Source organism: Actinomadura madurae, from assembly GCF_047130825.1.
In the GTDB taxonomy this organism is placed as follows: Bacteria; Actinomycetota; Actinomycetes; order Streptosporangiales; family Streptosporangiaceae; genus Spirillospora; species Spirillospora madurae.
In genome coordinates, this window is sequence record NZ_CP083237.1 from 3,817,176 (window position 1) to 3,829,308 (window position 12,133).

A 12,133-nucleotide genomic window follows, 5' to 3' on the forward strand; every position below is an offset into this window, starting at 1 on the left:
CTTAGCCCGGCCCTGGAAGGGTGGTCACGTTCGTGGTGTCGTCGAACCCGTCGCGAGTGAGGAAACATGGCCGAGGATGACAAGCCCCGGGGCAAGCCGGCGGTCAAGGCGAAGATCCCGAGCGCCCAGAACATCCGCAGCCCGGAGTTCACCCCGCACGGCATCAGCGCGGGGCGCGGCAGCGGGCTGAACCGGCCGTCCGGGCTGACCGCCAAGGACGCCAAGAAGCGCCGGCTGAAGGTGATCGCCGGGGTGGTGGTCGCCGCGCTGGCGATCTCCGGCGGCGTCTACTGGTGGGTCAACCGCCCCGATCCCGAGATCGAGGTGACCGGCAAGTTCGCCGCCGAGCCCAAGGTCGAGATCCCGACCAAGCTGGCGCCGACCAGAACGCTGAAGACGAGCACCCCGATCAAGGGCTCCGGCCCCGCGATCGCGGACGGCGACACCGTCTACGTCCAGTTCGCCACGTACAAGTGGGCGAAGGACAAGGACGAGGAGAACTCGCGGGTGAAGAGCTCCAGCGAGAAGGTCCGCTCGTCCTACGAGGAGGGCGCGCAGAACCCGCAGGGCGGCGGCCCCATGCACCTCGTCGTCGGCAAGAGCGGGCTGAAGGACATCGACAAGAGCCTCGTCGGCAAGACCGCCGGCAGCCGGCTCGTCCTGCAACTGCCGCCGTCGAAGGAGCTCACCCAGCTGAGCCCGCAGCAGATCTCGGCCAAGGACGCGATCCTGTTCGTCATGGACATCCAGGCCGTCGTCCCGAAGAGCCAGCAGCCGCAGGGCACCGAGAAGAAGCTGGACGACAAGGCGCTGCCCAAGGTCGAGGACAAGGGCGCCGGCAAGGAGCCGAAGGTCACCGTCCCGGACAAGGACGCGCCGGACAAGCTCCAGGTCAAGACGCTCGTCGAGGGCTCCGGTCCCGCGCTCGCCAAGGGCGACGAGGCGGTGGTCAACTACACCGGCAAGATCTGGAAGACCGGCAAGAAGTTCGACTCCAGCTGGGACAACAAGCAGCCCGCGACGTTCCCGATCGGCGGCGGGCAGACCATCCCCGGCTTCGACAAGGGCCTCACCGGCGCGAAGGTCGGCAGCCGCGTGATGCTCGTCCTGCCGCCCGAGGAGGGCTACGGCAAGAAGGGCAGCCCGCCCACCATCAAGGGCGACGACACCCTGGTGTTCGTCGTGGACATCCTCGCCAAGGTCTACAAGTAGGCCGCGAGGCGCGGACGCGAGAGCGGCGGGCACCCGGGGCCGGGTCCCGCCGCTCGGCGTTTGCGAAAGGCCGGCAGATGCGACATCCATCACGACAACCGGCGAGGCGCATTGCCCGTCCTCCTATTGGGAGGCCAGGAGATGCGCATTGGGCGGCCGGCGCACGGATCCCCTCAGGTATCGTCGGTAACGCATTGATCACGGGGGGCTTGTGAGCGACAGCGAAAAGGTTCCGGAGGGCGAACGGCCCGCCGGGACGGGCGAGGTGGAGCGGCACGACACCGAGGCCGGAACGCCGGCCGGCGCCGACGGTCCCGCGACCGCGACGCTGACCGAGGACATCGAACCGGGCACCGGAGAATCCACCCAGGACGCGGAATTCACCCGCGAGGGCGACATATCTCGGAACGGCGATAAGGCCGCCGAAGAGGCGGGCGAGACCGAATCGCCCGCCGCCGATAAGGCCGGAACCGAAACGGCCGCCGAATCCGCGGCCGAATCTCCCGCCGCCGGGGGCGCGGCGAAGACGGCCGGGTCCGGAACGTCTTCCGAGCAGGACGCGGTCACGGATGCGACGGTGCCGGATGGTGTCGGCGAGGCGACGACCGGTGATACCAAGACCATGGCCGCCTCGCCCGAACGTGGAGCGCCGCCGCCCGGCGCCGGATCCGGCCGCGGCGGAGGCGGCGCGGGCGGGGGCAAGGACCCCCGGAAGCCGCGGAGCCGCAGGTCGCGCTTCCTCCGCCGGGCGCTGTTCACGCTGCTCGGCCTCATCGGCTTCTGCGTCGTCGCGTTCGCCGTCGCCTACCTGTTCACGCCGGTGCCGTCGCCGCAGGAGCAGGCGATCGCGCAGGGCCCCACGTTCTACTACTCGGACGGCAAGACGCCGATCGCGAAGACCGGCGTGAACCGGGACGCCGTCAAGCTCGACCGGATCCCCGAGAGCACCCGCAACGCGGTGATCGCGGCGGAGAACCGCAGCTTCTACGACGACCCGGGGGTGTCGGTCCAGGGCACCACGCGGGCGGTCTGGTCCACGGTCACCGGCCGGCAGTTGCAGGGCGGCTCGACGATCACCCAGCAGATGGTCCGCAACTACTACGGCGGCATCGGCAAGGAGCGCTCCGTCACCCGCAAGCTCAAGGAGGTCATGGTCTCCCTGAAGGTGGGGCGGGAGAAGTCCAAGGACTGGATCCTGGAGCAGTACCTCAACACCATCTACTTCGGGCGCGACGCCTACGGGGTGCAGGCCGCCGCGCGCGCCTACTACGACAAGGACGTCTCGCAGCTGACGCCCGCGGAGGGCGCCTACCTCGCCGCCGCGATCCAGCAGCCGAGCAACTTCGCCGACCCGAGCGGCCCCCAGCGGGCCTACGCCGAGCAGCGCTGGCGCGCGGTCGTCGGCAACATGGTCCGGGACGGCGCGCTCACCTCCGCCGAGGCCGCGTCGCTGAAGTTCCCCGTCCCGGACAAGGCGAAGATCACCGACGTCCTCAAGGGCCAGAAGGGCTACATGGTCAACGTGGCCAAGAAGGAGCTCACCGAGCGCCGCGGCTACAGCGAGGACGAGATCAACCGGAGCGGCCTGAAGATCACCACGACGTTCGACAAGCGGCTGATGGACGCGATGAAGCGCTCCGTCGCCCAGAACACCCCGCAGGGGATGAGCAAGAAGATCCGCACCGGGGCGGTGTCGGTCGACCCGTCCACCGGGCAGGTCCTCGCGTTCTACGGCGGCCGCGGCTACCTGGACGAGGCGCTGAGCAGCGCCTTCGGCGACTGGGCCCAGGCCGGGTCCGGGTTCAAGCCGATCGCGCTCGCCGCCGCGCTGGACGACGGCAGGTCGCTCAGCACGACCTATGACGGCAGCTCCCCGCAGTACTTCGCCGGCTCCGACATCCGCAACGACAGCAACGAGAACTTCGGCATGGTGAACCTCGCCACCGCCACCCAGCACTCGATCAACACCGCGTACGTCAACCTCGGCCAGGACATCGGCACCGAGAAGATCGCCGAGATGGCGGAGAAGATGGGCATCCCGGCGTCGCAGATGAAGCCGGAGCAGCGGTCCGCCGCCACGTTCCCGCTCGGCATCGTGTCGCTGCACCCTGTCCAGCAGGCGGGCGTGTACTCCACGTTCGCGTCCGAGGGGCTGTACCGGGCGCCGTTCGTCGTCAAGTCCGTCACCGACAACCAGGACCACAAGCGCACCTTCACCGAGAAGGGCAAGCGGGCGTTCAGCCAGCAGAACGCGCGGGACGCCACGTACGCGATGCAGCGGGTCGTCCAGGGCGGCACCGGGACGAACGCGCAGCTCCCCGACGGCCGCGACGTCGCCGGCAAGACCGGCACGACCGACAAGGGCCGCGCGATCTGGTTCAACGGGTTCATCCCGCAGATGGCGACGACGGTCGCGATGTTCCGCAGCGACGGCAAGCCGCTGAACATCCCCGGCTACGGCGCGTACGGCGGGCAGCTCCCCGCGCAGATGTGGCGCACGTACATGAGCGACGCGGTGAACATCAAGGACTACGAGCCGGAGTCGTTCGGGTCCCCGTCGATGACGCCGGGCGGCGGCTACGGCGGCCCGACGCGCGAGGCGCCGCCGGACGGCACGGAGCGGCCCGGGGACGACGGTCCGTCCGCGCCGCCGCCGTCCACCGAGGAGCCCGAGATCCCGACGCCGCCGACCGGCATCCCGACCGGCATCCCGACACCGCCCGGCGGGGGCGGAGACGGTGACGGCGGAGGCGACGGCGACGGTGACGGCGGGAGCGGCGGCAACGGCGGCGGAGGCGGGGGCGGCGACGGCCCGATCGGCGGCTTCCCCAGAGGCTAGCGCCGGGTGCGGCGCGCCGCCGCACCCGGGCCGCGCGTCAGTCGCAGGCCTTGCCGATGGTGGCCGGCGTGTCCCTCATCACGGCGTCGAGCTTGGACACGTCACCGGTGCCGACGGCCGGCGCGGCGGCGCGGAGCCTGCCCGCCTCGGTCTTCAGCGCCTTCTCCAGCGCGGCGTCGTCGGCCTGCTTCGCCAGGCCGTCGACCCGTCCGGCGAGCTGCTCGGTGGCCTGCCGCCACCGCGCCGGCTCCGCCGCCGGGATGCTCCTGACCTGGGTGACGTACTGCTGGAACGCCTTCTTGGTGTCGGTGCACACCTGGGCGGAGTTCCCGCCGCCCAGCATCCCGCACCCGCCCAGCAGGCCGGACGCGCCGAGCGCCACCACGCCCCCGGCCACCGTCCGCACCACCCCGTACCGCATCGCACCCTCCCCTTTGCGCCCAGATCGGCCGCGTATATGATTCCGCATTAGGTCATGAGCGCCAGCGTCAAGCCCCGGCTTGCTGGCCGGCAACCCTTCGTCCGCGATGGGGTGCCCCGGGTGAGGACCTGGCCGGACGCACCACCGCGTCCCGGCAAGCGCGGACCCCGCCGACTCTCCCGGGGTCCCTGACCCGAAGGGTTCCGGTATGCCCACGCTGCTCGCAAGCTCCCCCATCGCCACCCCTGCTGTGACGCCGCCCGAGGGGGTCCGGGTTCGCCCCGTTCCCCGCGTCATCGGGGCGGACGTCCCGGTTCCGGTGCGGGACGGCGGACAGGTCCCCTACGCCAACTTCGACTACGCGGCGAGCGCGCCCTGTCTGGAGGCGGTGCACGAGGCCGTCACCCATGCGCTGCCGTACTACAGCAGCGTCCACCGCGGGGCGGGCTACGCGTCCCAGGTCACGACCCGCGCCTACGAGGAGGCGCGGGAGACCGTCCGGTGGTTCCTCGGGGCGTGGCGGCGCTCGGCCGTCGTGTTCACCCGGAACACCACCGACGCGATGAACCTGCTCGCCCGCGCCGTGCCCACCGGGACGAGCGTCGTCGTGTTCGAGACCGAGCACCACGCGTCGCTGCTGCCCTGGAAGCGCGCGGTGCGCCTCCCCGCGCCCGCCACCCCCGCCGACGCCGTCTCCGCCGCCGACCGCGCTCTGCGCGACTGCCCGATCGGGTCGCGGCTGCTCGTCGTCACCGCCGCGTCCAACGTCACCGGCGAACTGTGGCCGATCGAGGAACTGGCGCGCGTCGCGCACCGCAACGGCGCCCGCATCGCGGTCGACGCCGCCCAGCTCGTCCCGCACCGCCCCCTGGACATGACCGCGCTCGGCCTCGACTACGTCGCGTTCTCCGGGCACAAGCTGTACGCGCCGTTCGGCGCGGGCGTGCTCGCCGGGCGCGCCGACTGGCTGCGCGCCGCCGAGCCGTACCTGAAGGGCGGCGGCGCGAGCGCCTCCGTCGGGACGGCGACGCGGTGGGCGCCGTCCGCCGAGCAGCGCCACGAGGCCGGGTCGCCGAACGTCCTCGGGGCCATCGCGCTCGCCGCCGCCTGCGAGACGCTGTCCGCCTCGTGGGAGGCGCTGGCCGCACGCGAGGAGGCCCTGGTGGCGCGCCTGCGGTCCGGGCTGGCCACGCTCCCGGCCGTCCGGGAGCTGTCCCTGTGGGGCGCCCGCGCGCCGCGCGTCGGCATCGTGTCGTTCGTCGTGGACGGCTGGGACGCCCGCGAGGTGGCGCTCACGCTGTCGGACGAGCACGGCATCGGAGTCCGGGACGGGAAGTTCTGCGCGCACCCGTTCGTCCGGCACCTGCTGGGCGGTGAGGCGGGCTGCTCGGAACCCGGCTCCGCCGTCCGCGCGAGCCTCGGCATCGGGACGACCGAGGAGCACGTCGACCGTCTCCTGACCGCTCTCGCCGGGCTGTCAAAGCGCTGACCTGCGGTCTCTCCCGCGCAGTCAGATGATTAGGCTCTTTGGTCCTGTTCGCCCATGTAGCGTAGGCAGTCGCGCGGGGACGAGCACGGAGGAAACAGGGGGTGGCGACCGTGGCCGACGCGTGGCGACCCACGTCGGAACTGGAGCACCGACTGCAGGAGACCGTACGGGCCGGGGACCAGGAGAGCTACTTCCGCCTGCTAGCGGACAGTGAGCTCGTCGTACCCGTCCCGCCCGAGGCCGTGGACGGCGTCCTCGCGGGCGAGGCGCAGCCGTCCTGGCCCACCCAGGAGGAGGACGGCCGGGTCCACGTCCTGGTTTACACGTCGGCCTCGGCGATGCGCGCCTGCATGGGGCCGTCCTACCAGCACTTCATGACGGTCCGGTTCGGCGACATCGCGGAGACCTGGCCGGACTCCCGCTGGTGGCTCGCCATCGACGCGCCCGCCCACGGCGTCGGCACCGTCCTGCCCATCGAGGCGCGGATGCCGTCCTGGTTCATCCGGCAGGTCACCGAGGGCGACGGCCGCCCCCCGCAGGTCGGCCGCGTGGCCGCCCCCTGGGAGGAGCTCCGCGACCAGCACCGCGACCTGCCCCGCGAGACGTCCCGCACCGAGTTCCAGCCGGCGAACGACGTCGAGCGCGACCTGCTGCGGGCCGCCTCCACCAACGACCACGACCTGTTCCTGCAGACGCTCGCCGGCACCGAGGTGCTGCTGCCCGTCCCGGACGACCTCGACTTCTCGCTGCGTCCGGGCCGGCCCGGCTTCCCCTGGCAGACCAGGGAGGTCGACGGCGCCACCGTCGTCCCCGTCTTCACCTCGCCCGAGCGCCTCACCGAGGCCGCCCGCGCCGCCGGGACCGGCACCGAGTTCATCACGCTGCCGTTCACCGTCGTGCTGCGCTACTGGCCGAACCACGACTGGCTCCTCGCCATCAACTCCGGCTCCCCCGCCGGCGGCACCGTCCTCGCCCAGCAGCTCCCCGGCCTCGCCACCTGGGCCGACCAGCGCGCCGCCCAGCGCATGGCGGACCGCTTCGAACCGCAGAACGACATCGAGCAGCGCCTCCTGGACGCCGCCCGCCGCCGCGACACCGACGGCTTCTTCAAGATCCTCCTCGGCGCGCAGGTCCTGGTGCCCGCCGACACCGACACCCCGTGGGGCATCGTCCCGGGCGACGCCGAGTTCCCGTGGCGGCCCGTCCCCGTCCACGGCCGCACGTCCATCCAGCTGTTCACGTCACTGAAGTGGATGAACGAGGCCCTCGGCACGTCCCGCTTCATCATGCCGAGCCTCCTGGAGATGGTCAGCGCCTGGCCCGACACGAACTGGACGCTCGTCCTGAACCCGGGCACCCCCATCGACGCGTCCATGCCGGGCGACCAGGTCCGCACGCTCCGCGGCCCGGCCACCCCGCCGTCCGCGTCCACCCCGCCGCCCCCGGAGGCGCCGGCGGTCCCCGTCGCCCCGGCCGTCCCCAGCACCGACCCCGCCCCGCCGGCGCCCGCGGAAGCCGCCCCCATCGAGCCCGCCCAGGCCACTGGTCCAGTGCCCGCGGCACCGGGCGGAACCGGCCGACACTCCGGCCCGTCCAGCGACCCCCAAGCCCTGGCCGCGGCACCGACGCCCGAAGCACCCCCGGGCCCCCACGCCGCCCCCCAGAACCCCGCGCCCGCCAACGAGCCGACGCACGGCACTCCCCAAGCCGGCGAGCCGGGCGGGAGCAGCACAAGCGCGCCCGGCGAACCCTTCGCGACCGGCGCAGCCACACCCGCCGGACAGGTAGAAGTCCCGGGGCCCGCCCCCAGCACGCAAGGCGCAGCCCAGAACGCCGCGCCCGCCAACGAGCCGACGCCGTCCGGAAGCGACATAGGGACACCCAACCTCCCACCCCAAGCCACACCAAGCGGACAGGAACAAACACCGGGGCACGACCCCGCAACGCATGGCACTCCCCAAGGCGCCGCACCCGTCGGCGAACCAGGTGGGAGCGACACAAGCGCGCCCAACGTCCCGCCTCAGCAGGCCCCCCAAGAGCCGCAACCCAGCGAGCCTTTCGCGAGCAGCGCAGGCATCCCCGGCGGACAAGCAGAAGTCCCGGGGCACGAGCCCAGCACGCACAGCGCGCCCGAAACTCCTACACCCGCCAGCGAACCAGCCGGAAGCGGCACAGGCGCACTCGACGTCCCACCACAGACCGCGCCTAGCGGGCAAGCAGACACCCCCGCGCAGCAACACCCCAACCCACAGAACGCCCCGCAAGAACCGCAACCCAGCGAACCCACCGGAGGCCTCGCAAGCACACTCGGCGGACAACCAAACCCCCCCGAGGCCGACCCCGACACCCACAGCACACCCCAAACTCCCACGCCCGCCAACGAGCCGAGCGGAGGCGGCACAGGCGCACTCGACGTCCCACCACAGACCGCGCCTGGCGGACAGAGAGACATTCCCGGGCAGCACCCCAGCCCACAGAACCCTGCGCCCGCCAGTGAGCCGAGCGGAAGCGGTATGGAGGCGCCCAACGTCCCGCCCCCGGCCATGCAAGGCGGGCGGGAGGAAGCGCCTGCGCCCGCGGGAGAACCAGGCGGGTACGGCGTCGGGGCGGTCGGTGGACAGGGAGAAGGTCCCAGGCATGGCGCGCCGGGCGTTCCCCCAGGCCCTGTGCACCCGGCGGAGCCCACCGTCCCGGACGCCGGCGGTGCACCCGATGCGGGTGGTCCCGGGCACGCGGGGGGCTCGGACGTTCCGCAGGGCCGGGCGTTGCGCGCCGTGGAAGAGCCCGAGCCGCCGTTCGAGCCGGGGAACCGGATCGACCAGGAGCTCTTCGACGCGGCGGCGGGCGGTGACTCGGACGCCTTCCTGCGGGTGCTGCTGAACGCGAACGTGCTCGTGCCGATCCCCGGTGACGCGCCCCTTGAGGTCACGCCGATGCAGCCGGAGTTCCGGTGGGACGCGGCGCTGCGGAGCGCGACGGCCGTGCAGGTGTTCACGTCGCTCGTGAGGCTGCGCGAGGTGATGCCGGAGTCCCGGTTCGTGTACGCGGACTTCCGGGAGCTGATCGGCGCCTGGCCCCGTGAAGACTGGACGATGCTGCTTAACCCAGGCACGCGGATCGGCGCGTCACTGCGCGGCGACCAGGTGCGGGCGCTGAGCGAGTGGGCGATCCGGGTCGGGCTCGTCCCGGCGCGGCCGGAGGTCCCCGTCCCGCCGCCGCGGCCGGAGCCGGCGCCGCAACCGCCGTCCGACCTGGACGACCGTCTCTCGTCCCCGACCATCATGCAGAAGGTCGTCCCGCACGGGCACGTCGCCTGGTACCTGGAGCAGGGGTACGACCGGGTCGGCGGGTTCGTGCACTCGACCGGCGACGTGGCCGAGCTGCAGACGCCCGCCCAGCTGTACGAGGCGCTCGGGCTGCTCTACGAGGGCTCCCCGTTCTCGCCCGGCGATGAAGGCGTGTACGTCATCCGGTGGCCCGCGTACTGCCCCGACCTGTACCGCGTCCCCTTCGGGGGGAGGGACGCCGAGGAGATGGCGGCCTGGGGCGAGGCCGGATGGGTCATCGAGCGGCCGCCGTTCCTGGGCAGCGGCTTCGCGCCGGGCAGCGCCGGGTCGATCCGCGAGTACAAGGTGGTCAGCGTCCGGCTGCCGTACGGGGCGGAGATGTACTTCCTCGGCCGGGACCGGTCCGAACGGTTCATCGCCATGTACGACCCCGACCGGCTCGCCTGGCTGCGGCCGGACGCCAACGCCGAGGCCTGGGACGGACGGACGGAGGCCACCCAGTGATCCGGGACGGGTACGTCGCGCGCTGGCTCGGCCGCGACTTCGAGGCCGCGCCGGGCGCCGACGGCGAGATCAGGCTGTACGCGCCCGGCCCGACGGACGGCTTCGAGGAGCTCCGGCCAGGACGCTTCCGCCGCATCGTCCCCGCGTCCGAGGTCGAGGAGCTCCGCTACGTCCGGACGACGTGCCGCTGGCGCGGCGAGCGCTTCGTCATCGTCGGCGAGCATGAATCGTGGCTGCGCGTCGAGTACGCGGGCGGGCGCGCCCCGGTCGCCGAAGCGCTCGGCCTCGACCGCATTGACCAGGGCATCTGGCAGACGTGGGCACCCGGCGCCGAGATCGAGGACATCCGGGAGGAGTTCATCTGATCGCGGACACGGGTTGATTTGCGCCGGGGATCCATGTTCGCATGATTCCCGGGGCGATCCCTCGGGTAGTGAAACGGGCGCTCAACGGCGACGCGACGGAGGTGCGGCGGCAGTGATCTGCCGATCGGCGGTAAAACCGGTCTTTGTGGGGCTCGGCACGGCGGCCATCCTCGCCGCCGGCGGCGCATCCGCCATCGCCGACGACTCGCCCACCCCCTCCGACCCGGGCACCCCGGCTGTGGGCAAGCTCGCGGTGAGCGTCAAAGCGAGTGACACCACCGTGGCTCCTGGGCAGTCGGTGACTGTCACGACCACCGTCAGCGCCGTGGACGGCAACCTGACGGACGTCAAGGTCACGAGGATCGCGCCCGCCCTTGAGGGCACGACGATCTCGGGAACGTGCAGGGATCCGTTCGCCGCGACGGCCGGTTGCGACCTGGGTGACATCGCTGAGGGTGAGTCCGACTCCGTCGGGTCGGTGGTGACGGTGCCTGAGAAGGGACCGGAGAGCACCATCAAGTTCACGATCAGCGTCACCGTTGACGCCGCCGACGTGGACCCCGCTTCCGCCGAGCCCATCAGTCTCACCTACGTCGTGCCCACGAAGTCGCCCACGCCGACGAAGACGCCCACGAAGAGTCCGACGAAGAAGCCGACCAAGAAGCCGACGAAGTCGCCGTCGCCGTCCGCCAGTTCCTCGTCGTCCTCCGGGACGTCGTCGGGTGGTGGCAGCGGGTCCGGTGGCTCCAGCGGGTCCAGTGGGTCGGGGTCGGGGTCGGGCGGTTATGCGGGGCCGTCGCCGAACTCGTCGTTCGACGCGCGGAACCCGCAGGTGGCGCTGCCGCCGATCCAGGCGCCCAGCCCGTCCGTCGCGCCGAGCCCGGCTCCCGGGTCGGGGACGCCGCAGAGCCGCCTGCAGGGCAACAAGGCGCCCGTCGCGCAGGACCTGACGTTCGAGCGGATGGCCAGCACGCAGATCGCGTGGCTGGCGGCGCTGCTGGTCGCGTTCTCGCTGCTGCTGACGCAGGTGCGGCTCGGACGTCGCCGCCAGCCGGCGGGGGCGCCCAGGCGCACGAAGGGCACGCACCGCCGTCCCCGCCACGGCATGTTCGGCAGGTAGGCCCGGCCCGGGTCCGCCGCCCCATCGCCTTTTGGGACTCCGGGCTCATGCGTTTCTCCGGCCGCTGGTATTCGATGGTCGGGACGCATGCGAGCGGGGAGAAGCGGTCATGAACGAGCGCCGGGACAGGGGTGAGGGCGCCGTCGCCTATGTCGCCGTCATCTGCGTGGGAGCCACGGTCGTGGCCACCCTGGTGAGCGGGATCGGCGAGCGGATCAGCGGATCGATCGGGGCCGCGACCTGCCGGCTCGTGCAGGACGGCGGCTGCGAGGACGACGACGCGCCCGCCACCCGTCCGTCGAAGGAGCTGCCGCCCACCATCTACTGCGTCCAGGCTCCGTGCCCGCAGCCGACGACCAGCCCCACGCCGTCACCGCAGAGGAAGCCCGGCGGGACCATCTACTGCTTCCGTGCGCCGTGCCCGCAGCCGACGCCGGGCCGCCCGACGTTCGGGGCGGAACCGACCGGCTGAGCTCCTGGCCGGCGGGCTCTGTGCTCAGGCGACGGCCTGCCCCGCGGTGCACGTATTTACGAGGACGTTTCCGTTGTCGATGAGACACACCCTGTAGGTAACGACGGCGCCCTCCGGCAACGAATAGTTGAAATCCTTCGAGGTGCCCGCGCCTCGCGTGTTCACCATGTCCGGGAGGATCTGGTTACCGGCCACGGCCTCCACATGGACCCCGGCGCCGTCCGGGGAACTGTCGGTGAGGATGAAGTGCTCTCCGTGAGCCTTGAACTCCATGCTCCCGGCGCCCTTGGGGTACCGGCCGGCCGCCGCGGTCTGGGCACGGGCGTCCTGTCCAGCATCCGCGACCCCCGCAAGAGGAATCGAAACAAGAATGGCGGCCGCGGACGCCCTGACCACATAAGCGAACTTACCCATTTGCGATTCC

General features: G+C 72.1%; 9 protein-coding genes and 1 riboswitch. Of the genes, 7 read left to right on the forward strand and 2 right to left on the reverse strand.

The features are described from left to right. The first annotated feature begins 66 nt into the window (after positions 1–66). The gene (locus tag K8Z49_RS17180; protein WP_021598226.1) at positions 67–1,212 is read left to right on the forward strand and encodes an FKBP-type peptidyl-prolyl cis-trans isomerase; all 1,146 of its coding nucleotides are present in this window, start codon (positions 67–69) and stop codon (positions 1,210–1,212) included. Positions 1,213–1,423: 211 nt separating this feature from the next. Then, on the forward strand, positions 1,424–4,051 hold the full coding sequence (locus tag K8Z49_RS17185; protein ID WP_412519685.1) for a transglycosylase domain-containing protein: 2,628 nt from the start codon (positions 1,424–1,426) through the stop codon (positions 4,049–4,051). 37 nt (positions 4,052–4,088) lie between these two features. Here K8Z49_RS17185 and K8Z49_RS17190 read toward each other — a convergent pair whose 3' ends face one another. Then, positions 4,089–4,472 carry a hypothetical protein gene (locus tag K8Z49_RS17190; protein WP_021600038.1) on the reverse strand — a complete coding sequence of 128 codons (384 nt, stop codon included), beginning with the start codon at positions 4,470–4,472 and terminating at the stop codon, positions 4,089–4,091. Positions 4,473–4,522: 50 nt separating this feature from the next. Beyond that, positions 4,523–4,639, forward strand: a riboswitch (SAM riboswitch). Between the two features lie 41 nt (positions 4,640–4,680). Between K8Z49_RS17190 and K8Z49_RS17195 the strand changes: the two genes are divergently transcribed. From K8Z49_RS17195 to K8Z49_RS17215, 5 genes are all read left to right on the forward strand, one after another. Then, entirely contained in the window at positions 4,681–5,961 is a 1,281-nt protein-coding gene (locus K8Z49_RS17195) for an aminotransferase class V-fold PLP-dependent enzyme (protein ID WP_412519687.1), read from the forward strand. 101 nt (positions 5,962–6,062) lie between these two features. Continuing rightward, positions 6,063–9,752: an SseB family protein gene (locus K8Z49_RS17200; protein ID WP_412519689.1), complete on the forward strand. Its 3,690-nt coding sequence runs from the start codon at positions 6,063–6,065 to the stop codon at positions 9,750–9,752. Then, positions 9,749–10,117, forward strand: coding sequence for a hypothetical protein (locus tag K8Z49_RS17205; protein ID WP_021598153.1), 369 nt, complete (start codon positions 9,749–9,751; stop codon positions 10,115–10,117). Before K8Z49_RS17200 ends, K8Z49_RS17205 begins: the two co-directional genes overlap by 4 nt. A gap of 145 nt (positions 10,118–10,262) precedes the next feature. After that, on the forward strand, positions 10,263–11,237 hold the full coding sequence (locus K8Z49_RS17210; RefSeq protein WP_412519691.1) for a hypothetical protein: 975 nt from the start codon (positions 10,263–10,265) through the stop codon (positions 11,235–11,237). Positions 11,238–11,346: 109 nt separating this feature from the next. Further along, positions 11,347–11,709 (forward strand): hypothetical protein, encoded by a 363-nt coding sequence (locus tag K8Z49_RS17215; protein WP_412519693.1) that lies wholly within the window; start codon positions 11,347–11,349, stop codon positions 11,707–11,709. 24 nt (positions 11,710–11,733) lie between these two features. Here K8Z49_RS17215 and K8Z49_RS17220 read toward each other — a convergent pair whose 3' ends face one another. Then, the gene (locus K8Z49_RS17220) at positions 11,734–12,123 is read right to left on the reverse strand and encodes a hypothetical protein (RefSeq protein ID WP_412519695.1); all 390 of its coding nucleotides are present in this window, start codon (positions 12,121–12,123) and stop codon (positions 11,734–11,736) included. Between the last annotated feature and the right edge of the window lie 10 nt (positions 12,124–12,133).